The following is a 20,799-nucleotide window of genomic DNA, read 5'->3' as shown; positions in this document are numbered from 1 at the left end:
CGGCTCGGCAGAAGGCCGCCCAGGGCTACAACTCGTCGGTCGCCGCCCGGCGGGTGCGGACGGCGTCGCCGGGGCGGCGGTCCGGGACGGGTGGGGGAGTGCCACCGAACTCCGGGCACAACGCCTGGTGGTCGCACCAGTCGCACAACCGCGAACGCCGTGCCCGCCACTCACCGGTCTCCAGCGCCCGCCGGATCGCCGCCCACAACGCCTCCACCTTCCGTTCGGTGGCGCGCAGGTCGGCCTCGTCGGGGGCGTACCGGAGGACCTCGCCGGCGCCGCCCAGATACACCAGCTGCAGCAACCGCGGCACCGAACCGCGCAGCCGCCACAGCACCAGCGCGTAGAACTTCATCTGGAACAGCGCCTTGGCCTCGAAGTCGGGCCCGGGGGCGCTGCCGGTCTTGTAGTCGACCACCCGCACCTCGCCCGTGGGCGCCACGTCCAGCCGGTCGACGTAACCGCGCAGCAGGAGGCCGCTGTCGAGCACGGCCTCCACGTACAGCTCACGTTCCGCGGGTTCGAGCCGGGTCGGGTCCTCCAGGGTGAAGTAGCGCTCCAGCATCGCCCGCGCCTGGTCGAGCCACTGGCGTTGCTCGGCGTCGTCGGCGAACATCCCGGCGAACGCGGGCTCCTCGCCCAGCAGGCGCTCCCACTGCGGGTCCAGCAGCTCCAGCGCCGCCGCGACCGACCGGCGCGGCGCGGGCAGGTCGTACAGGCGCTCCAGCACGGCGTGGACCACGGTGCCGCGCACGGCCGCCTGCGACGGCTTCTCCGGCAACTGGTCGATCACCCGGAAGCGGTAGAGAAGGGGACAGGTCATGAAGTCGCCCGCCCGGGAGGGGGAAAGGGCTCCGATGATCACCGGTTCGGTCAACGTCATGCACCGCACTGTAGGTCAAGACCCCGACAGAATGGGGGCCGCGAAACCAGGTTCGCGCGATCCGCCGCGTAGCATCAAGGCAGCAACAGCACGATCTCAAAGGGAGTCCAGTGAGCGACCAGCGGCCGCGGCAGGAATTCTCCGGTCTTCGGATGGGAAGCCCGTTCGGCATCCCCGTGTACGTGTCGTGGACCTGGCTCATCATCGCGGGCTTCATCACCATCAGCTTCCAGGACGTCTTCCGCCTGCCCGGCATGGGGGACTTCGAGGCCTACGGGGTGGCCTTCGCCTTCGCCGTACTCCTGTATCTGTCCGTGCTCCTGCACGAGCTCGCCCACAGCGTCCTCGCGAAGTGGTACGGCCTTCCGGTCCGGCGCATCACGCTCTACCTCCTCGGCGGCGTGTCCGAGATCGAGAAGGAGCCGCCGACGCCCGGCAAGGAGTTCATGATCGCCGCGGCGGGGCCGATCCTGTCGCTGGGGCTGGCGGCGGTGGGGCTGCTGGCCGACGCGTTCCTGATCGACGGGGCCGGCATCCCCGAGATCCTGATCAGGCAGCTGTGGTGGTCGAACCTGATCGTCGGCGTGTTCAACCTGCTGCCCGGCCTGCCCCTCGACGGCGGGCGCATGCTGCGCGCCGGCGTGTGGAAGCTCACCGCCAGCCCGGGGCGCGGCACCGTCGCCGCCGGCTGGACCGGCAGGGGCCTGGCGGTCGTGCTGATCCTCGTCCCGGTGGCGCTGTCGCTGCTGAGCGACCGTCCGATCGACACGCTGCAGCTCGTCTGGTCGGTGGTGCTGGCCTCGTTCATCTGGATGGGCGCCAGCCAGGCGCTGAACGTCGCCCGCATCCGCGCCCGCATCCCCCAGGTCAACGCCCGCCAGCTGGCCCGCAGGGCGATCCCGGTGATCGCCTCGACGCCGCTGTCGGAGGCGCTGCGCCAGGCCGCCGAGCAGAAGGCGGGCGCCGTCGTCGTGGTCGACCACGACGGCAGGCCGGTGGCGATCGTCAACGAGGCCGCCGTCCAGGCCACCCCGGAACACCGCCGCCCGTGGGTCGAGGTGGGCGCGCTGGCCAAGTCCCTGGAACCCGCCATGGTCCTGGCCGCCGACCTCACCGGAGAGCCCTTGATCGACGCCATGCGCGAGTCGCCGGCGGCCGAGTATCTGCTGGTCGAGCGGGGTGGCGAGATCTACGGCGTGCTGGCCACCGCCGACGTCAACCGGGTCTTCTCCGGGGTCTGACTGTTTTCCCCCCACAGGTCTGGCCGATAGGGTGCCATTTGGTCAGACTTGCACCAGTGCGGGGTTTGCCACGGTCCAGGGGTTTCACCGAATCGAGACCTTGGCTCCGTGGCCGACTGGGTATGCGTAAGGCTGGCGGCCAGCACCAAGGTGCCGGTGCCGCACAACCGCCGGCTTCCGGGGAGGAGAGGTTCAGTGACGGACCAGGGCTTCGGAGTGGTGCGTCCGCTTCCTGGCAACGGGCTGGTCGCCTACGTGGGCGGCCTGCTGCTGGTATGCGACGCTTCTGAGGCGACCGGAACCGAGCTGATCGAGGCCTTGCGGGAGACCGCCGCCACCGGTGGCGACGGCAGGGCCCTGGCCCGCCGCGCCGCCCAGGCGCTGGCCCGCGCGATGACCGGCGACCCGGCCACCTGCGCCGTGGCCGGGCCGGTGGGCGGCGGCGTGGCCGTACTCGTCAGCGGGGCGGCCACCGCCACGATCACCACCGCCGACGGCGAGACCCGCCTGTCCGGCAGCGACTCCCTCACCTGGGCCGACCGGCTCATCGCCGGACACGTGCACCGGGTCGAGCTGAGCCTGCCCGGGGCGGGGCAGCCGCACCCGGCGGTCCAGTTCGACGGCGGCGTGGTCGGCGGCGCCGGCCTGGTCGCTGACATGATCGACGCGCCCGCCCAGGCGCTCGCGGCCCCCGCTCCGGCGCCCGCCAAGCCGGCCGAACGGCGCCCGGCTTCGCGGCCGCTGACCGAGGAGCTGCCGCACACCGCCATCCACATGGACCCCGACCTCCTGCCGCAGCCCAAACCGGAGCCGGAGCCGGCTCCCGTGCAGATGGCTCCGTACCCGATGCCGAGCCCGGAGCCCGCCCGCGACGAGCGCCCGCCGTCCAGCCCGCCGACGTCCGAGCCGCACTTCGACCAGCCCCCGTACGAGCCGCAGCAGCCCTCCTTCGACCAGCCTCCGTTCGAGCAGCAGTCCACCTTCGACCAGCCGCCGCCCTTCGAGGCGCAGCAGCCGTCCTCCTTCGACCAGCCGCCGTTCGATCAGCCCCCGTTCGAGCAGCAGGGCGCGCCGTCCGGACAGCAGCCCGCGCAGGACCCGTGGGGCCCGCCGCCGCAGCAGGTGCCGCCGTCCCCGCCCATGGGCGGCGCACCCAGGCTCGACGAGCAGCCCCCCGGCAACGGCGCCGCGCCCTCCGACGGCGACCAGCGCCCCATGGTCTACGGCGTGGACTGCAAGAACGACCACTTCAACGACCCCCGCGTTCCCTACTGCGCGGTCTGCGGCATCGCCCTCGTGCAGCGCACGCTCGTCCCCTACAAGGGCCCGCGCCCGTCACTCGGCGTCCTCATCCTGGACGACGGCATGGCGCTGCCCCTGGAGGCCGACTACCTGCTGGGCCGCGACCCCGAGCGCGCCCCCGAGGTGGCCGGCGGCACCGCCCGCCCCGCCAAGGTCACCAGCCCCGACGGCTCGGTCTCCCGCCGCCACCTGCGCGTCGCCCTGGACGGCTGGGACGTCAACCTCGTCGACCTCGGCTCCGTCAACGGCACCCAGATCCAGCCGCCCGGCGACCCCAACTTCTACGACATCCCCCCGAACGAGCCCGTCACCATCACCCCCGGCACCACCGTCCGCGTCGGCGTCTCCCGCACCATGCGCTTCGAGGCCCACCGGGGATAGTCAGCTGGGTCCTTGTGGGTGGCTCCTCGCCTCACGGCTCTTGGGGTTACGGCTCTGGTGTTACGGCAAGCCACGCCCACCCCCACCCGCCGCACGTGGCGTGCGGCCTCCAGGGGAACGGTCATCGGCCGCGCGCCCGCGCCGCCGTGACGTGCGCGACGCCGGCCGGCCGACCGCGCCCAGGGACGCCACGGAACCGCGGACACGCGGCAGGCCCCATGGGCGCATGACGCGATGGCCGGCTTGCATGAGGGCGTGCGCACGCGAGCCATGCGCGGGAGAGGTCGTGGGCCCCGTGAGGTTGTCGGCCCGCGAGGTTGCGGGCGTGTGGTGGCTTGGGTAGTGGGGCTTTCAGTGGCGGGTCAGGGCCTTGGCCAGTTCGGCGGGGGAGTTGACGCCCAGTTTCCAGTAGGCCTGGTTGCGGTGGTTCATGGCGGTTCGGATGGCTATGCCCAGGCGTTCGGCGATCTCACGGTGGCTCAGGCCGGCGGCCGTCAGCTTGGCTACCTGGAGTTCCCGGCTGGTGAGGTTGGGGGCGGCCAGGCCCCGCAGGGCGGGGGTGTCGACGCCCTGGCAGGCTCCGGCCAGCGACCAGGCCTCGGTGGCCGCCGCCCGTGCCGCCTTCTCTCCCCGGGTGCGGCGTAGCAGGGACGCGGCCTGGGCGGCTGCCTCGGCCGCGTGCAGGCGCATACCCAGGGTGTCGAAGCCGGCCGCCACGTCCAGGAGACCGCCCGGGTCGTCGGCGGACAGGGCGCGGGCCTGGCGGGCGGCCAGCCGTACCCTGGAGCCGTCCATCACCGTGGTGAGCTCTTCCAGGCGGGGGAGGGCGGAGTGGGGTGCGCCGAGGCGTACCGCGTCGTGCAGGGCCACCGACTCGAACGCCGACAGGCCCGCCTCGCGGCACTCAGCGGCGGCGGCGAGGGCGAGTTCGGCGGCGTGTTCCAGCTCGCCGGCCGCGGCGGCTATCCATACGCGGGTCAGCGCCACCCAGCGGGTGAACGCGGTCCACGTGGCGCGGTTGCGGTCGAGAGCGGCGCGCAGGGTGGCGCGGGCGGCCGGTGCGTCCCCCCGAAGCGCCTGAACCGCCGCATACGCCCCCATACAGCCGCCTACGGTCACGGCGGTCTCGTGGTTGGCCGGGGAGTGGAGGATGAGGAGCGCGGCGCCCAGTTCGCCTCTGAGGGTCGCCGCGTGGCCCCGTGAGAGCGCCAGGCTGCCCTCGCCGCGCGACCATCCGCGCTGGCCGGCCAGTTCGGCGCGCATGGAGGCGATCGCCTGGTCCATGAGGGGGAGGTCGCCGGCGAAGTAGCCGCACATGGCCCACGTGGAGTGCAGGGGCGAGACCAGGGCGGGGATGCCGTCGCGCCAGGACGGTGCCTCGTCCAGGGCCTCGCGGACCAGTTCGGCGGCCTCCCGGGTGCGGCCGGAGTAGCAGAGGGCCAGGGCACGGGAGTTCAGCACCTGCGCCCGCAACACCGGGCCCAGCCTCACGCCGCGCGACCGCGCGGGGGCGGTCGTGTCCCCGGGAAGGGTCGTTGGGTCGGTAAGAGCCGCCGCGTCGGGCAGGGTCACCGCGTTGGGAAGGGCCGCCTCGTCGGGGAGAGCCGCTTCCTCCGGGAGGGTGGCCGCCTGAGGAAGGGGCGCGTCCTCCGGTAGCGGCAGGCCGGAGGTGCCGGTGACGACGGCCTTGAGCGGCACGGGGTCGCTGGTGCCCGGCTCCTCCACGGGCCGCGCGACGGACGGCGGCGCGCCGGGCAGAGGCGGCGAAGAGGCGGGGGGCGGGGCCGGGTCGGGGGGTGTGCCGGGGGACAGGAGGGTGTCGCTCAGGTGCAGGGCGTCGGCGGGGCGGGCGGCCGATGCCGTCAGGGACAGGCGGCGGGTGGCCAACTGCAGGCGCAGGGCCGGGTCTCGCAGGGACTTCTCGGTGGTGGCCAGGAGGTCGAGGGCGTCGCCCAGGCGGTCCATGCCCCAGGCCAGGTTGCTGGCGACGGCCTGGACCAGGCGGGCGCGGCCGGGTTCGTCGCGGGGCGGGGCGACGGCGTCCAGGACCGCGCGCGCACGGTCGGGCTGCTGGGCGTAGTCGAGGACGGTGGCCAGCTGGATCGCCGCCGTCGCGTTCCCGGTGGCCGTCTCCGTGGCGCCGCGGGCCGTCGTGGGCGTGCCCGCCGTCGCGGGGGCGCTTGCCGTACCGCCGTCCGTGCCCGCCTCCACGGCGGCCTCGCCCAGGCGGATCGCGGTCGGGTAGTCGTGTGCCGCCCACGCCAGGCGGCAGGCGGCCAGCAGCGGCTCGGGGTCCGCGCCCAGGCCGGCGGTCAGCCGCCACACGGTGACGCGGACGAGGTCCTCCACGCGGCGCAGGCCGGTGGGTTCGACGGCGGCGACGAGGTCGGCGTGCCTGCGGCGGCGGCGCAGCTCCGGGCAGTGTTCGCGGGCGACCTCGCCGTAGAGGGGGTGGCCGAGGCGGGCGATCTCGCGGCGGCGGTCCACGGCGACCTTGATGAGGCCGCGTTCCTCCGCTTCCAGGACCGCCTCCTCCGAGCACAGGGCCGACAGGGTTCTGGCGCCCACCGGCTCGGCGAAGGCCGTGTACTCCAGGACGGCCTTCAGGGCGGGCGACAGGGCGCCGATGCGTTCGTGGATGAGGTCGGCCAGGCGCGGGGCCAGCGGCGGGTCGCCGGTCAGCTTCCACACGCCCTGGATGGGGTGGAGCGATCCAGCGGCGCGCGCCGCCGTCACGACCTCCTGCAGGAACAGCGCGTTGCCCTCGGTGATCTCGCTCAGGCGCCGGGCGGTGGCGTCGTCGGGCGGTCCGCCGAGCGCGGCGGCGAGCACGGCCACGAGGTCGGCGTCGCTGAACGGGTCCACGTCGAGGCGGCGGACGTGGCCGTCGCGCCAGAGTCCCGTCATGGAGTCGGGGGCGGGCTCGCCGGTGCGGAGCGTGGCCACGAGGCGGGCCTGGCGGCCCCGTACCAGGGAGGCGACGACCTCGGCCGAGTGGCTGTCGAGCAGGTGCGCGTCGTCCACGGCGAGGACGAGGGTGCGGCCGCGGGCCTGCTTGAGGAGTTCCTCGCCCGCCCAGCGCAGCGTGTTGACCAGGTGGGGCGGGTGGTCGCGGGGGATGAGGTCGGCCAGTGCGCCGTTGGGGATGCCGCTGGCCGCCTTGGTCGCGGTGATCGGCAGGAGCGTGACCCTGCCCGGCCGGAAGGCCTCCAGGATCTTCCCGGCGAGCCTGCTCTTGCCCACCCCGGCGGGACCGGCGACGAGCACGCCCTGCGCGGTCGGATCGCGCGCGAGGCGGACCAGATGTTCCAGTTCCTGCCTGCGCCCGGCGAACGGCCAGGTCTTCATACTGGGAGATTACGCCCTTGATGCAATTAATGTGATCGAATATCTTCCGTTCTGTGGCGCGGTGGGGGGCGAAATTCGACGTCGATTGCCCGGGTTGCGGACGGCAGACTCTGGCCCGTGAAGCGGACGCGCCGCACCGGGTTTTTCTCCCGACCGAATTGCAGCCTTTTGTGCTGGCCGCCTGCCAGAGTTGCCGCCAGGTGATGCTGCTGCTGTCCGGGGAGCCCGCGCCGGACGCCGACCCCGACGACCTGCCCGCCCGTCCCGCCGAGGTGCTGTGGCCGACGCCCGGACGGGAGATCGGCGAGCAGGTTCCCGCCCTCGTGCGGGCCGAGCTCACCCAGGCCAGGGCGGGCCTGCGCGCGGGCTCCGCGGCCGCGGCGGTGCTGCACGTGCGGCGCCTGCTGGAGGCGGTCTGCGCCGACCACGGCATCACCGGCCGCACGCTCTTCCACGCCCTGCGCGAGCTGCGGGCGGCCGGCCGGATCGACGGATGGCTCCTGAGCTGGGCCGAGGAACTGCGCGAACTCGGCAACGAAGCCGCCCACCTCGGCGCCGCCCCGCTCACCCGCCGGGAAGCCGCCGACGCGGTGGAACTCGCCGAAGCCTTCATTGACTATTTATATGTATTTTCCCCGAAATATCGTGACTTTCAGGTACGGCGAGCGCGCCCACCCGGGAAACGCCGTTCAACGGCCGCCGAGACCACGGCCATGCGCATTCTCCGGAAAACACGTACGCCTTTCGCCGTCCACCCCTATCCGCACGATCCCGCCCACACCAAGTCCCGCGCCGCCGTGGCGCTGGCCCTCGGCGTCCCGCCGCCCCGCATGCTCAAGGCCGTCGTCCTCTACCTGGGCCACCACGCCGTCCTGGCCATCGCCGCCATCGAGGGCCGCATCGACGAGCACGCCCTGGCCGCCGCGTTCGGCGCCGGCGCCGCCCGGGTGGCCACGCGGGCCGACCTCGAACGCATCGGCGAGGCGATCGCGGCCGACGTCCTGAGCCCGGTGGCCCTGCCGTACCTGCCGTCGGTGCTCGACGCGGGCGCGGCCGGGCAGGACAGCGTGTACATCCCCAGCGGGCGGCACGGGCTGGAGCTGGAGCTCGCGCCCCAGGACCTGATCCGGGTGACCTCCGCCCGGACCGCCCCGATCGTGAAGTGAGAGCCATGCCCGACATCACGCTGGAGGGGGAGGCCGACCTGCTGCACTCCCTGGAGGACTGGCTGCGCGACGTGGACGCGCTGCGGGGGCGGGTCACCCTGCGTACGGCGCCGCCGGGGCCGGGCCGGATGGGTTCCGGGCCGCCGCAACTGCTGGTGGCGGTGGAGGGCGAGGCTCAGGCGGAGGCGCTGGGCCGTACCGTGGAGATGTGGTTGAGGGTGCGCGGGAGGGGCGTCACGCTGAAACTGCGGGTGGGGCAGCAGGTGACCGAGCTCGACCTGCGGGGTGACGTGGACGTCGACCGGCTCGCCCGCCAGGTGGACGCGCTGCTGCGCGACGCCCTCCACGCCGCGGGCCCCTGACACCCGCCCGGCGGACACGGCAACGGCGCGTGCCCTGAGACAGGCGCTCCATCGCCCGGACAGGCGCTCACACCCCGGGTCAGGCGGGAGGACCCGAATGGCGGCCAAGGGGCGAAGGCTGCGATGGGCGGTCAAAGGCGAAGGCTTGCGGACGCGCGGTCAGGGAGCCGGGCCCGCGACGGGTGGGCCCGGGTGCAGGCGGCCGGGGGGCGAAGGCTTGCGACGGTGGTCAGGGGGTGAAGTGGCGGGTGGTCAGGGGGCGAAGGCCTGGACGCCGCGGAGCAGGCGCACGGCCGCCTCCATCCCGCTGGCCGCCTCAAGCGCCCGCCCCGCGGCCGTGGCGAAGCGGCCGAGCAGGTGGGTGTCGAAGTCGTCGAAGTCCCGCCCGGCGGCCCACAGGAACGCCTGCTCCCGCGTCGCCAGCGGCACCGGCACCGCCAGGAACCCCGGCTCGCCGACCGGCACGTCACGGGCCAGCAGCAGCGCCCCGCGGCTGACGGCCAGCTCCTTCAGCACCCCGGACTCGGCCAGCCAGGCCCGCACGCGCAGCGGGTCGCCCGGCGGGCCGTGCAGGGCGACGGACCTGGCCAGCTCCTGGAGTGGATCGACCTGGACGAACCCGGCGTACCCGGCGGCCGTCACGACCGCCGCAGACCGGGCCAGGCGATCGATGAGCACCCCCACGTCCACGCGGGAGAAGTCCTGGATGAGATCGTGCACAGCGACGTCGGTGCGGCTGATTCTCATGGAAGTCCCAACGGCCGGCGGTGCCTGATGGGTCGGTGGTTTCGACTATTACCTCCCAAATCCACCGTTGACCAGACCTTCAACCGGTAATCAGGATTTTTCCCCCAGTTTGGGATGCAGGAGCAGCCACTCCTGATCGTCCGACCAGCCGCCGTCGGGGCGGGGGAGCAACTGGCGGTGCACGTGCTGGCGGGTGAAGCCGGCCCGCTCCAGTACCCGGTGGGAGGCGGTGTTGTCCACGGCGGTCCCGGCCGTCAGACGGCGCAGCGGGGTGGCCGCGAACGCCCACTCCACCAGCAGCGCCAGCGCCCTGCTCATGAAGCCCCTGCCGCGGAAGCCCGGCACCAGCGAGTAGCCGACCATGGCCTGGTGGAGCACCTGCGCCACGTTCACCAGCTGCACGTGCCCGGCGAAGGCGCCCGTGGCCGCGTCCTCGATCACCACCTCCACTCGCTGGCCCGACATCCACCAGAAGCCCGTGTAGCGGCACCGGCGCACGTAGTCCGACAGCGGGCCGGGGGGCGCCATCGAGTACGAGCGCACGACCGGGTCGCCCATCATCGCCAGGAACCCCTCGGCGTGCGCCTCGCCGATCGGCGCCAGCCGTACCACGCCGTCGGTGAGGTGCCCTCCGGGGAAGAAGGGGAAGTACGGCTCGGCCGTCTCGACCGGCTCGCCCGCCACCCTGCCGAACGTCACCTGGTCGGTCCTGCTGCCGTCGCGCAGCCGCTTGCCCTCGCGCCTGACGCCCTCCTGCCGGAACCCGGCCTTGTAGGCGGCGCGCAGGCTGGCGAGGTTGCTCACCTCGGCCTCAAGTTCGACGCGGGCGGCCCCGTGGTCGAGCGCCCAGTCGGCGAGCGCCCTGGCGACGGTGCTGGCCACGCCGGTGCCGCGCGCGTGCGGCGCGACCAGATAGCCGACCGAGGTGGTGCCATAGCGGTCGATCGGCTGCAATCCGGCCGAGCCCACGAAACGGCCCTCGCGGGTGATCGTGAACTCCGCGCCGCCCTTCGCCCACTTCTCCTCGGCCACGCGCAGGTAGTCACGGGCGTCCTCGGCCGTGTACGGCGAGGCGAGGAACGGCAGGAACCTGGCCGTCACCGGGTCGTCACAGGCCTGCACGACCGCCTGGGTGTCGTCGTCGGTGGGGGGCCGCAGCAGCAGCGGGCCGGCGGAGATCACATCGCGCGGAAACATCCCCCCTTCATATCGCGCGTCTGGGACCAGTCGAAATCCCTATAACCTTGCCGCCATGGGTTTCCGCAGGCATGGGCCTTTCCAGGCGGGGGATCAGGTGCAGCTCACCGACCCCAAGAACAAGCGCCACACGATCACGCTCAAGGAGGACGGCGTCTTCCACACCCACAAGGGCGCCATCCCCCACGCCGAGCTGATCGGCCAGCCCGAGGGCTCGGTGGTGCGTTCTTCCGGCGGCACCCAGTACCTCGCCTTCCGGCACCTGCTCCAGGACTACACACTGGCGATGCCACGTGGCGCCGCCGTGATCTACCCGAAGGACGCCTCGATGATCGTCGGCATGGCCGACGTCTTCCCGGGCGCGCGGGTGATCGAGGCGGGGGTCGGCTCGGGCGCCCTGACCTGCTTCCTGCTGCGGGCCGTCGGCCCTGAGGGGCACGTCACGTCGTACGAGCGCCGCCAGGAGTTCGCCGACGTCGCCCGCAAGAACGTCGAGAAGTTCTACGGCGGCGAGACCGGCACCTGGCGCCTGGTCGTCGGTGACCTCAACGAGAGCATCGACGAGATCGACGTCGACCGGGTCATCCTCGACATGCTGGCCCCGTGGGAGTGCGTGGACGCGGCCGCCAAGGCCCTCACCCCGGGCGGGGTCATCTGCTGTTACGTCGCCACGACGACCCAGATGTCCAAGACGGTGGAGACGATTCGGGATCACGGGAGTTTCACCGAGCCCCATGCGTGGGAGACCCTCCTTCGCGACTGGCATGTCGAGGGCTTGGCCGTAAGGCCTGATCATCGGATGATCGGCCACACCGGGTTCCTCGTCTCCGCCCGCCGCATGGCCGACGGCGTCACCCCGCCGCCGCGCCGCAGACGACCGAAGGGGACCACCGAAGAACTATGACAATTTGGCCACGAGGGTGCGTTGGTGCGTGACACGGGAACATCTCGCCGTGTTCATATGCTGGCAGGATTAAACGCACCATTGGGGATTATTCACCGAATACCGAATGTCACTCTACGAACACTGCCCGGCCAGGTTACGGAGGGGCCCGAGATAGGTAAGGTCCTTAGTAGTCGCCCTCGACTGGGAAGGAGGTGACGGGGCGTGGCAGCTCGCGATGATGCTGAGGCTCGAGCCGCGCAGCGCGAACGGGAGGTCGCTGATCTCACAACACAGGTCTCCTTCCTCCAAGAGGAGATCACCGCGCTGAGGCGGAAGCTGGCCGAGTCACCCCGTCAGGCCAGGGTCCTGGAAGAGCGTCTCCATGAGGTCCAGGCGAATCTGGCGGCGGTGACCGGCCAGAACGAACGCCTGGTGGCAACACTCAAGGAGGCCAGGGACCAGATCGTCGCCCTCAAGGAAGAGGTGGACCGGCTGGCGCAACCGCCATCCGGGTTCGGCACCTTCCTGGAGGCCAGAGAAGACGGCACGATCGAGGTGTTCACCGGAGGGCGCAAGCTCCGCGTGAACGTCAGCCCGGCCGTCGACGTCGACTCGCTCCGGCGTGGCCAGGAGGTCATGCTCAACGAGGCGCTCAACGTGGTCGAGGCACTCGGCTACGAAGAGGTCGGCGAGATCGTGATGCTCAAGGAACTGCTCGACAACGGCAAGCGCGCCCTGGTCATCTCGCACGCCGACGAGGAACGCGTCGTGCGCCTGGCCGAGTCGCTGGTCGACCAGCCCATCAGGGCCGGCGACTCGCTGCTGCTCGAGCCGCGCTCCGGCTACGTCTACGAGCGCATTCCCAAGTCCGAAGTCGAAGAGCTGGTGCTCGAAGAGGTCCCCGACATCTCCTACGAGGAGATCGGCGGACTCATGCGGCAGATCGAGCAGATCAGGGACGCCATCGAGCTGCCCTACCTGCACGCCGACCTCTTCCGCGAGCACAAGCTCAGGCCCCCGAAGGGCGTGCTGCTGTACGGCCCGCCCGGCTGCGGCAAGACGCTCATCGCCAAGGCGGTCGCCAACTCGCTGGCCAAGCAGGTCGCCGAGAAGACCGGCCAGGAAGGCAAGAGCTTCTTCCTCAACATCAAGGGCCCGGAACTGCTCAACAAGTACGTCGGTGAGACCGAGCGGCACATCCGCCTGGTCTTCCAGCGGGCGCGTGAGAAGGCCTCAGAGGGCACCCCGGTGATCGTGTTCTTCGACGAGATGGACTCGATCTTCCGCACCCGAGGCTCTGGCGTCAGCTCCGACGTCGAGAACACCATCGTGCCCCAGCTGCTGTCGGAGATCGACGGCGTCGAGGGCCTGGAGAACGTCATCGTCATCGGCGCCTCCAACCGCGAGGACATGATCGACCCGGCGATCCTGCGGCCCGGCCGCCTGGACGTCAAGATCAAGATCGAGCGGCCGGACGCCGAGGCGGCGAAGGACATCTTCTCCAAGTACCTCGTCACCGGACTTCCCCTGCACCCGGAGGACCTCAGCGAGCACGGCGAATCGCGCGAGGGAACCATCGCGGGCATGATCCAGAGCGTCGTGGAGCGCATGTACACCGAGAGCGAGGAGAACCGCTTCCTCGAGGTGACCTACGCCAACGGCGACAAGGAAGTCCTGTACTTCAAGGACTTCAACTCCGGCGCGATGATCCAGAACATCGTCGACCGGGGCAAGAAGATGGCCATCAAGCAGTTCCTGGAGACGGGGCAGAAGGGCCTGCGGGTGCAGCACCTGCTGGCCGCCTGCGTCGATGAGTTCTCCGAGAACGAGGACCTGCCCAACACCACCAACCCGGACGACTGGGCGCGGATCTCCGGAAAGAAGGGCGAGCGGATCGTGTACATCCGCACCCTGGTCTCCGGCAAGCAGGGATCCGAGGCCGGCCGTTCCATCGACACCGTCGCCAACACGGGCCAGTACCTGTAACGCCACGGACGTGAGGTGGCCGCGCGGATCCCTCCGCGCGGCCCTTCCGTTTCAGGGGGACCTCAGCGCAGGCCGGGGTCCAGGGAGTTGAGGAGCTGCGCCGCGGCGGTGCGCAGGTAGGCGATGAAGGAGCGGGCCGCCGGGTTCGGGTTCGTGGGACGGCGGGCCACGCCGATGCGGCGGAACAGCCGCTGGTTGACCACCCGGCACACCTGGACGCCGGTGACGCCCTGCAGGCCCAGGCTCGGCACCAGCGCCACGCCCAGCCCGGCGCGCACCAGGCCGATCGTCACCTCGTAGTGGTCGCTGCGGCAGCGCACCTGCGGGGTGAAGCCCTCCAGCGCGCTGGCGCGTTCCAGCGTCGAGACCGGATGCTCGGCGCCGAACGTCGTGATCCAGTGCTCACCGGCCAGCTCCGCCAGCCGTACCCGGGGACGCTGGGCGGCCTGGTGGCCGGCGGGCACCACGAGCAGCTGCGGCTCGTCGAACAGGTGCAGGACCTCCACTCCGTCCGGGCACTTCCACGGATCCAGCGCGTGCTCGAAGACCACAAGCACGTCGAGCGCGCCGCGCTCGAGATCGGGCAGCAGCTCGTACGGCTGGCCCTCCACCAGGTCGAGCCGCACGCTCGGATAGCGGGTGGCGAAGCGCGACAGGGCCAGCGGCAGCAGGCGGTACCCGGCCGAGGCGAAGAAGCCGATCCGCAGCTCGCCCGCGTCGACCCGGGCCTGGGCCAGCAGGTCCTTCTCGGCCGCCTCCAGGATGTCGACGACCTCCTGAGCCCGGTGGGCCAGCCGGCGGCCGGCCTCGGTCAGCCGCAGGCTCTGCGCGTTGCGCTCCACCAGGCCGACGCCCGCCTCCTCCTCCAGCTTGGCCAGCTGGTGGGAGACGGCCGACGGCGACAGCTTCAGGCCGCGCGCGGCCCCCGCGATGCTGCCGGTGCGGAACACCTCCAGCAGCACCCGGAGACGATGGCTGCCGAGCATGCGGCCTCCTCTGTCGAACGGACGTGGGCCTACCCTAATCAGCCCAGGTCAGGCGGCGATGAGCAGGCCCGCCTGGCGTACGGCGGCGGCCAGGTCGTCCTCGCTGCCGGCCGGGCCGCAGGCGAGCACGGCGTAGGCTCGCTCGCCCATCAGCCCGACGTCGGCCCGCACGCCGTCGTCGGTGCCGGTCTTGTTGGCCAGCCACGCGCCCTCCGGGTCGTGCCGGACCAGCGCGGGCACGAGCGTGTGGTCGGTGTTGGCCAGCATCCACTCGCGCAGCTGCACCTGCCAGCCGTTGCTCCCCGCCACCAGCGCCGCCAGGCCCGCCAGCTCCGCCGCGGTCCCCACGGCGAACGTCGGCGGATGCTCCGGGCCGCGCGGCTCGCGGATGCGGTCGAGCAGCCGCGTGCGGGTCAGGCCGAGGGCCGCCCCCGCCGCGTTGACCCGGTCGAGGCCGACGGTGCGCAGGAGCGCGTTGGTGGCGGTGTTGTCGCTGACGGCCGCGGTCATCAGGGCCAGGTCGGCGACGCTCCACGTGCGCGCGCTCAGCCCGAGCAGCAGGCCGGAACCGCCGCAGTAGTCCTCCTCCTCCAGGCGCACGGGCGTGGCCGGGTCGAGGATGCCGCCATCGATGCTCATCGCGACCTCGGCCAGCAGCAGGAGCTTGCCGACGCTGGCCAAGGGCAGCTCGGCGTCCTCGTTGATCCCGAATCCGCCGCCGGGGCGGCGTACCGCCACCGCCAGCGTTCCCGGACAGGCCGCCGCGAGTTCGGCGAGCGTCATGGGGTGACGATCCCGCCCGGCGTGGCGCCGGTCGGCTCGCCGCCGGTGACGGCCGTCTCGCCCGCCACCACGACCGCCGCCAGTCCCCGAGGGGGCAGCAGCGGGTCGGCGTAGGTGGCCGCGTCAGCGATCGCGGCCGGGTCGAACACCACCAGATCGGCATGGGCCCCGTCGCGCACCACCCCGCGACCGGCCAGGCCGAAGCGCCCGGCCGCCATCCCGGTCATCTTGTGCACCGCCGCCTCCAGCGACAACAGGCCCTCCTCTCGCGCGTAGTGCCCCAGCACCCGCGGGAACGTCCCGGCGATCCGCGGATGCGGCCGCCCCGGCTTCGGCACCCCGTCCGAGCCGATCATCGTGAACTCCGCCGCCAGCACCCGCCGCACGTCGTCCTCGCGCATCGAATGGCTGATGATCGTCACCTGGCCGCCCTCGGCCAGCAGCAGCTCGGCCGCCGCGTCCACGGGGTCGCCGCCGAGCGAGGCGATCGTGCGGCCCTCCAGCTCGCGGTGCCCCACGGCCGAGGCCACCGAGATGAGGTCCCAGCCGCCGTTGCCGACCGTGTTCTCCCAGCCGGGCACGCCCTCGGCGATCGCCCGGCGCATCCTGGCGCGCTGGGCCGGGTCGCGCAGCCGTTCCAGCAGCGCGGAGGTGCCGCCGTCGTTGGCCCACGGCGGCAGCATCGCCGACAGCGACGTGCTCCCCGCCGTGTAGGGGTAGACGTCGCAGGTGACGTCCATGCCGCCGGCGCGCAGCTCGGCCAGGCGGGCGAGGGTCCGCTCGGTCCTGCCCCAGGCGTGCCTGCCCGCGGTCTTGTGGTGCGAGACGTGCAGCGCCGCGCCGCTCCTGCGGGCGATCTCGGCCGCCTCCTCCAGCGCCTCCTCCACGCGCGCCATCTCGTCGCGCAGATGGGTCACGTACGGCCGGCCGTACCGCGCGGCCACGCTCGCCAGCGCGACCACCTCGTCGGTGCCGCCGTAGGTGCCCGGCGTGTAGATCAGCCCGGTGGAGAGCCCGGCCGCGCCCGCCGCGAGCGCGTCGCCGAGCAGCCCGCACATGACGTCCAGCTCGTACGGCGAAGCCGCCCGGTCCTCGTACCCGACCACCCCCGCCCGCAGCGTGCCGTGCCCGACCAGCGAGGCGAGATGATTGGCTCGGGGCGCCCCCGCGTGCGCCTCCGCAAACCCGGCGAAGTCCCGAAATATCGGTACTCGGCCGCCGAAAGAGGTCCGGCTTGACCGTGACAGCTCCTCCAGCCGCTCCGGCAGCGCGGGGAACAGGCTCGACCCGCAGTTGCCGCAGATCTCCGTCGTCACCCCCATCCGCACCGGCGCCGCGGCCAGCTCCGCGAACTCGGGGCCGAACAGCGAGGCGGCGTCGGAGTGGGTGTGCACGTCGATGAACCCGGGCGCCACCACCATCCCGGCCCCGTCCAGCACCACCCGCGCCCGGGGATCCGGCCGAGATCCGGCATCCGGGGCGTGCCTTTGACGGGGCGCGCCCGAGGCGCACCCCTGAGGGGAGGAACCCGAGGCGTACCCCTGAGGGGAGGGGTCGGGGGCGTGCCCCCGGTGGGAGGGGGCCGAGGGCGGCAGGAGCACCACGCGGCCGTCCAGGGCGCCGACGTCGGCCGGGCGCAGGGGCGCGCCCGTGCCGTCGGCCAGGCGCGCGCCCGTGATGAGCAGATCCAGCATCACAGCACCTGCCCGAGGAACGCCCGGGTCCGCTCGTGGCGCGGATGGGCCAGCACCTCGCGCGGCGGCCCCTCCTCCACGATCAGCCCGTCGTCCACGAACACCAGGTGGTCGCCCGCCTCCCGCGCGAAGCCCATCTCGTGCGTCACCACGATCATGGTCATCCCGCTCGCCGCCAGATCGCGCATGACCGTCAGTACCTCCTGCACCAGCTCGGGGTCCAGGGCGCTGGTCGGCTCGTCGAACAGCATCACCTTCGGGTTCATGGCCAGGCTACGGGCGATCGCCACCCGCTGCTGCTGGCCGCCCGACAGCTGCGACGGGTAGTGCCCGGCCCGGTCGGCCAGCCCCACCCGCACCAGCAGCTCCCCGGCCCGCCGCGCGGCCTCCGCGCGCGGCACCCGCTGGACGGCGCACGGGCCCTCCATCACGTTCTCCAGCGCCGTCATGTGCGGGAACAGGTGGAAGCGCTGGAACACCATGCCGACCTTCTGACGCTGCCCGCACAGCTCATCCGGCCGCAGCAGGTGCAGCCGCCCGGCCCGCTCCCGGTAGCCGACGAGCTCGCCGTCCACCCAGACACGGCCCGAGTCGATCGTCTCCAGCCGGTTCACGCACCGCAGGAGCGTCGACTTGCCGGAACCCGACGGGCCCACGACGCACACCACACCGCCCTCCGGCACCTCCAGGCTGACGCCCTTGAGCACCTCCAGCGCGCCGTACCTCTTCCTGACCGACTGCAGCCTGACCATGCTCACGACGCGTACCCCCTGCTGAAGCGTCTTTCCAGGAAGTGCTGGCCGACGCTCGCGACGCTCGTCAGCAGCAGGTACCACAGCGACGCCACCACCAGCAGCGCGATCACCTCGAAGTTCTCCAGGTAGATGCGCTGCGAGACGGTCAGCAACTCCGCCCCGGCGATCACCGACACCATCGACGTCGTCTTCAGCATCGAGATGAACTGGTTGCCGGTCGGCGGGATGATCACCCGCATCGCCTGCGGCAGCACCACCCGGCGCAGGATCTTCCTGTGCGACATGCCGAGCGACTCGGCCGCCTCGCGCTGGCCGGGATCCACCGAGCGGATGCCCGCCCGGACGATCTCCGCCATGTAGGCGCCCTCGTTGATCGTCAGCCCCAGCAGCGCCGCGATGAACGGCGTGATCAGCTGGTGCGCCTGCCACTCCACGAGCATCGGCCCGCCGAACGGCACGCCGATCCCGATCACCGGGAACACCAGCCCGATGTTGAACCAGAAGATCAGCTGAACCAGCAGCGGCGTGCCGCGGAAGAACCACGTGTACAACGCCGAGGCGCCGCGCAGCACCGGGCTGTCCGACAGCTGCATCACCGCCGCCGTCACCCCCAGCACCACGCCCAGCCCCATCGACAGCACCGTCAGCGCGATCGTGACCAGCAGCCCGCCCAGGATCCTGCCGTCGAACAGGAACGCCACGATCACGTCCCAGTGCAGGTTCTCGTTGACGACGACCGTGTACGCCAGCCACACCAGCCCCAGCGCCGCGGCGGCCCCGGCGACCATCGGTCCCGGCCGCCGCGGCTTCACCGCCTCGATCGGAAGCTCGGCCGTCACGGCGCACCCGTGTTGACGGTCACCTTGGAGATCGCGTTGGGGCCGGTGCCGTACTTGTCGAGCACCGCCTTGTAGGAGCCGTCCTCGACCATCTCCTGCAGCGCCTTGGCGATCGCGTCGCGCAGGCCCGCGTTCTGCTTGCCGACCGCGATGCCCCAGGGGCCGGCGTCGTACTGCTCGGCCAGCACCTCGTACTTGCCGGTCTCCTTCGCGAACATGTACGCCACCGGCGAGTCCACGATCGTCGCCACCGTCCGGCCCGAGTCGATCGTCAGCAGGCCCGTCGGCGCGTCCTCGCTCTGCAGGATCTCCATCTTCTTCGCGCACTTGTCGTTCTGGCGCTTGCCGATCTCCAGGTTCGAGGAGCCCTTGGCCAGCACGACCTTCTTGCCGCACAGGTCCGCCAGCGACGTGATGCCCTCCGGGTTGCCCTTCTTGACCATCACCGAGCCGCCCGCGTTGAAGTAGTCGACGAAGTCGACCGCCTGGCGGCGCTGGGCCGTGTCGCTCAGCGACGACATCGCGATGTCCCACCTGCCGCCCTGCAGGCCCGGGATGAGCCCGTCGAACGCCGCGTTCGTCACCGTCGTCTTCAGCCCGAGCCGCGTGCCGATCGCCGTGGCCAGGTCCGGGTCCACGCCGGTCAGCTCCTGCGTGCCCGGCTTGTACATCTCCATCGGCGGGTAGCCCTCCGACGTCGCCACACGCAGCACGCCCGCCTCGCGGACGCTCTGCGGCACCAGCTCCTTGGCGCTCTTGCCGCCCGACGCCGGGGCTGAGGGCGCCGCCGTACCGGAGGACGACCTGCCGCAGCCCGCGCCCAGCGCGCACACCGCGACCAGCGCGATGACCAGGTGTTTTCGCATGGCGGCCATCGTTGGCGAGCACTTCGCCCGATCCCAAGGGATGTGCACGCTTCTGCCCCTCAGCATCGAAACCCTCGATGCTGAGGCACCGGCACCCGCGACGCTTCCTACGCTGACGCGGCATGAGCATCGACAGCGTGTGGCCGGCGAGCGCGACCTGGGCCGAAGGCGTGCTGCACCTCGGCGGCCTGGCCGTCACCGACCTGGCCCGCGAACACGGCACCCCCGCCTACATCCTCGACGAGGCCGACTTCCGCGCCCGCGCCCAGGCCTGGCGCGACGCTCTGCCCGGCGGCGACGTGCACTACGGCGGCAAGGCGTTCCTGTGCCCGGAGGTCGTGCGCTGGCTGGACCGGCTCGGGCTCAACCTCGACGTGTGCACCGGCGGCGAACTGGCCGTAGCCCAGGCCGGCGGCATCCCGCCAGAGCGCGTCGTCTTCCACGGCAACAACAAGTCCGAGGACGAACTGCGCCGCGCCGTCGCGTGGGGCGTCGGCTGCGTCGTGCTGGACTCCTTCGCCGAGCTGGAACGGCTGGCCGCCATAGCCGCCGGGCACGGGACCGTCCAGCCGGTCATGATCCGCGTCACCCCGGGGGTCGACGCCCGCACCCACAGGTCCATCGCGACCGGCGGAGAGGACTCCAAGTTCGGCTTCTCGCTGTCGGCCGGCGACGCCGAACGCGCCGTCCGCCTGGTCCGCGCCCGGCCGTCCCTGCGCCTGTCGGGCCTGCACTCCCACATCGGCTCGCAGATCCTCCAGCTGGACGGCTTCGCCGAGGCCGCCCGGCGCATGACCGCCTTCGCCCGCGCCATGGACGTCGACCGCCTCGACCTCGGCGGCGGCCTGGGCATCGCCTACCGCCCCGGCGACCCCCGGCCGCCCGCCCCTTCAGACCTCGTGACGATCCTGCAGAAGGAGACCGGCGGTCTGCACCTGTCGGTCGAACCCGGCCGCTCCATCGCCGGGCCCTCCACCGTCGCCCTGTACACGGTCGGCACCATCAAGGGCGGCTACGTCAGCGTGGACGGCGGCATGAGCGACAACCCCCGCCCCGCGATGTACGGCTCCCCGTACACGGCCGTCCTGGCCTCCCGCGCGTCCTCCGCTCCCGCCCGCGGGTTCACGGTGGTCGGCAAGCACTGCGAGAGCGGCGACGTCCTCGTCCGCGACGCCCGCCTTCCCGGCGACCTGGAGCCCGGTGACGTGCTCGCGGTGCCGGCGAGCGGGGCCTACCAGCGCTCGATGGCCAGCAACTACAACCACGTGCCCCGGCCGCCGGTCGTCGCCGTACGGGACGGCGCGGCCCGCGTGGTGATCCGCAGGGAAACCGAGTCCGACCTTCTCCGGCTCTATCCGTAGCCCTGGTTAGCATGGC

At 72.2% G+C, this 20,799-nt stretch carries 17 protein-coding genes; 7 read left to right on the top strand and 10 right to left on the bottom strand.

Annotated features, from left to right (window positions below; all coding sequences use genetic code 11):
- Positions 1-25: 25 nt before the first annotated feature.
- Positions 26-883, bottom strand: coding sequence for a RecB family exonuclease (locus tag ACIBI5_RS23485; RefSeq protein ID WP_397250024.1), 858 nt, complete (start codon positions 881-883; stop codon positions 26-28).
- A 152-nt stretch (positions 884-1,035) separates the two neighbouring features.
- On the opposite strand from ACIBI5_RS23485, the gene ACIBI5_RS23480 reads away from it, so the two are divergent.
- Positions 1,036-2,124 carry a site-2 protease family protein gene (locus tag ACIBI5_RS23480; protein WP_397250022.1) on the top strand — a complete coding sequence of 363 codons (1,089 nt, stop codon included), beginning with the start codon at positions 1,036-1,038 and terminating at the stop codon, positions 2,122-2,124.
- Between the two features lie 195 nt (positions 2,125-2,319).
- Positions 2,320-3,807, top strand: coding sequence for an FHA domain-containing protein (locus ACIBI5_RS23475; protein ID WP_397250020.1), 1,488 nt, complete (start codon positions 2,320-2,322; stop codon positions 3,805-3,807).
- Positions 3,808-4,158: 351 nt separating this feature from the next.
- Here the strand turns inward: ACIBI5_RS23475 and ACIBI5_RS23470 are convergent, their stop codons facing one another.
- The gene (locus tag ACIBI5_RS23470) at positions 4,159-7,155 is read right to left on the bottom strand and encodes an AAA family ATPase (protein ID WP_397250018.1); all 2,997 of its coding nucleotides are present in this window, start codon (positions 7,153-7,155) and stop codon (positions 4,159-4,161) included.
- A 203-nt stretch (positions 7,156-7,358) separates the two neighbouring features.
- Between ACIBI5_RS23470 and ACIBI5_RS23465 the strand changes: the two genes are divergently transcribed.
- Together ACIBI5_RS23465 and ACIBI5_RS23460 are read left to right on the top strand one after the other, a co-directional pair.
- A complete protein-coding gene (locus tag ACIBI5_RS23465; RefSeq protein WP_397250322.1) occupies positions 7,359-8,321 on the top strand; it encodes a DUF4145 domain-containing protein in 963 nt (320 codons plus the stop codon).
- Positions 8,322-8,326: 5 nt separating this feature from the next.
- Complete coding sequence (locus ACIBI5_RS23460) at positions 8,327-8,683, top strand: hypothetical protein (RefSeq protein ID WP_397250016.1); 357 nt, start codon at positions 8,327-8,329, stop codon at positions 8,681-8,683.
- Positions 8,684-8,935: 252 nt separating this feature from the next.
- Here ACIBI5_RS23460 and ACIBI5_RS23455 read toward each other — a convergent pair whose 3' ends face one another.
- Both ACIBI5_RS23455 and ACIBI5_RS23450 read right to left on the bottom strand, forming a co-directional pair.
- Positions 8,936-9,430, bottom strand: a complete 495-nt coding sequence (locus ACIBI5_RS23455; RefSeq protein ID WP_397250014.1) for a hypothetical protein — start codon at positions 9,428-9,430, stop codon at positions 8,936-8,938.
- Between the two features lie 90 nt (positions 9,431-9,520).
- Positions 9,521-10,627: a GNAT family N-acetyltransferase gene (locus ACIBI5_RS23450; protein ID WP_397250012.1), complete on the bottom strand. Its 1,107-nt coding sequence runs from the start codon at positions 10,625-10,627 to the stop codon at positions 9,521-9,523.
- A gap of 55 nt (positions 10,628-10,682) precedes the next feature.
- Between ACIBI5_RS23450 and ACIBI5_RS23445 the strand changes: the two genes are divergently transcribed.
- Both ACIBI5_RS23445 and arc read left to right on the top strand, forming a co-directional pair.
- Positions 10,683-11,531: a tRNA (adenine-N1)-methyltransferase gene (locus tag ACIBI5_RS23445; protein ID WP_397250010.1), complete on the top strand. Its 849-nt coding sequence runs from the start codon at positions 10,683-10,685 to the stop codon at positions 11,529-11,531.
- A 204-nt stretch (positions 11,532-11,735) separates the two neighbouring features.
- Positions 11,736-13,499, top strand: a complete 1,764-nt coding sequence (arc, locus tag ACIBI5_RS23440) for a proteasome ATPase (RefSeq protein WP_184968230.1) — start codon at positions 11,736-11,738, stop codon at positions 13,497-13,499.
- A 62-nt stretch (positions 13,500-13,561) separates the two neighbouring features.
- Here the strand turns inward: arc and ACIBI5_RS23435 are convergent, their stop codons facing one another.
- The 6 genes from ACIBI5_RS23435 to ACIBI5_RS23410 are packed head-to-tail and all read right to left on the bottom strand — an operon-like array spanning position 13,562 to position 19,422.
- Positions 13,562-14,485, bottom strand: a complete 924-nt coding sequence (locus tag ACIBI5_RS23435; RefSeq protein WP_379638379.1) for a LysR family transcriptional regulator — start codon at positions 14,483-14,485, stop codon at positions 13,562-13,564.
- A 48-nt stretch (positions 14,486-14,533) separates the two neighbouring features.
- On the bottom strand, positions 14,534-15,268 hold the full coding sequence (locus tag ACIBI5_RS23430; RefSeq protein ID WP_397250008.1) for a serine hydrolase: 735 nt from the start codon (positions 15,266-15,268) through the stop codon (positions 14,534-14,536).
- Positions 15,265-16,962, bottom strand: a complete 1,698-nt coding sequence (locus tag ACIBI5_RS23425; RefSeq protein ID WP_397250007.1) for an amidohydrolase family protein — start codon at positions 16,960-16,962, stop codon at positions 15,265-15,267. The genes ACIBI5_RS23430 and ACIBI5_RS23425 overlap by 4 nt, the downstream gene beginning before the upstream one ends.
- Complete coding sequence (locus ACIBI5_RS23420; RefSeq protein ID WP_397250320.1) at positions 16,962-17,714, bottom strand: amino acid ABC transporter ATP-binding protein; 753 nt, start codon at positions 17,712-17,714, stop codon at positions 16,962-16,964. Before ACIBI5_RS23420 ends, ACIBI5_RS23425 begins: the two co-directional genes overlap by 1 nt.
- Before the next feature lie 2 nt (positions 17,715-17,716).
- Positions 17,717-18,556 (bottom strand): amino acid ABC transporter permease, encoded by an 840-nt coding sequence (locus ACIBI5_RS23415; RefSeq protein ID WP_397250005.1) that lies wholly within the window; start codon positions 18,554-18,556, stop codon positions 17,717-17,719.
- Positions 18,553-19,422, bottom strand: coding sequence for an ABC transporter substrate-binding protein (locus tag ACIBI5_RS23410; RefSeq protein WP_397250003.1), 870 nt, complete (start codon positions 19,420-19,422; stop codon positions 18,553-18,555). The genes ACIBI5_RS23415 and ACIBI5_RS23410 overlap by 4 nt, the downstream gene beginning before the upstream one ends.
- Before the next feature lie 122 nt (positions 19,423-19,544).
- Between ACIBI5_RS23410 and lysA the strand changes: the two genes are divergently transcribed.
- A complete protein-coding gene (gene lysA, locus ACIBI5_RS23405) occupies positions 19,545-20,783 on the top strand; it encodes a diaminopimelate decarboxylase (protein ID WP_397250001.1) in 1,239 nt (412 codons plus the stop codon).
- Positions 20,784-20,799: the final 16 nt, after the last annotated feature.

This window comes from Nonomuraea sp. NPDC050540, assembly GCF_044457485.1.
Lineage (GTDB): Bacteria > Actinomycetota > Actinomycetes > Streptosporangiales > Streptosporangiaceae > Nonomuraea.
This window is presented reverse-complemented; position numbering and strand designations above follow the sequence as displayed.

What these genes read in the sequence shown, in the direction of transcription:
- ACIBI5_RS23485 (WP_397250024.1), bottom strand. Translation starts at nt 883, where the DNA reads ATGACGTTGACCGAACCGGTGATCATCGGAGCCCTTTCCCCCTCCCGG.
- ACIBI5_RS23480 (WP_397250022.1), top strand. Translation starts at nt 1,036, where the DNA reads ATGGGAAGCCCGTTCGGCATCCCCGTGTACGTGTCGTGGACCTGGCTC.
- ACIBI5_RS23470 (WP_397250018.1), bottom strand. Translation starts at nt 7,155, where the DNA reads ATGAAGACCTGGCCGTTCGCCGGGCGCAGGCAGGAACTGGAACATCTG.
- ACIBI5_RS23465 (WP_397250322.1), top strand. Translation starts at nt 7,359, where the DNA reads ATGCTGCTGCTGTCCGGGGAGCCCGCGCCGGACGCCGACCCCGACGAC.
- ACIBI5_RS23460 (WP_397250016.1), top strand. Translation starts at nt 8,327, where the DNA reads ATGCCCGACATCACGCTGGAGGGGGAGGCCGACCTGCTGCACTCCCTG.
- ACIBI5_RS23455 (WP_397250014.1), bottom strand. Translation starts at nt 9,430, where the DNA reads ATGAGAATCAGCCGCACCGACGTCGCTGTGCACGATCTCATCCAGGAC.
- ACIBI5_RS23450 (WP_397250012.1), bottom strand. Translation starts at nt 10,627, where the DNA reads ATGTTTCCGCGCGATGTGATCTCCGCCGGCCCGCTGCTGCTGCGGCCC.
- ACIBI5_RS23445 (WP_397250010.1), top strand. Translation starts at nt 10,683, where the DNA reads ATGGGTTTCCGCAGGCATGGGCCTTTCCAGGCGGGGGATCAGGTGCAG.
- ACIBI5_RS23435 (WP_379638379.1), bottom strand. Translation starts at nt 14,485, where the DNA reads ATGCTCGGCAGCCATCGTCTCCGGGTGCTGCTGGAGGTGTTCCGCACC.
- ACIBI5_RS23430 (WP_397250008.1), bottom strand. Translation starts at nt 15,268, where the DNA reads ATGACGCTCGCCGAACTCGCGGCGGCCTGTCCGGGAACGCTGGCGGTG.
- ACIBI5_RS23425 (WP_397250007.1), bottom strand. Translation starts at nt 16,962, where the DNA reads ATGCTGGATCTGCTCATCACGGGCGCGCGCCTGGCCGACGGCACGGGC.
- ACIBI5_RS23420 (WP_397250320.1), bottom strand. Translation starts at nt 17,714, where the DNA reads ATGGTCAGGCTGCAGTCGGTCAGGAAGAGGTACGGCGCGCTGGAGGTG.
- ACIBI5_RS23410 (WP_397250003.1), bottom strand. Translation starts at nt 19,422, where the DNA reads ATGCGAAAACACCTGGTCATCGCGCTGGTCGCGGTGTGCGCGCTGGGC.
- lysA (WP_397250001.1), top strand. Translation starts at nt 19,545, where the DNA reads ATGAGCATCGACAGCGTGTGGCCGGCGAGCGCGACCTGGGCCGAAGGC.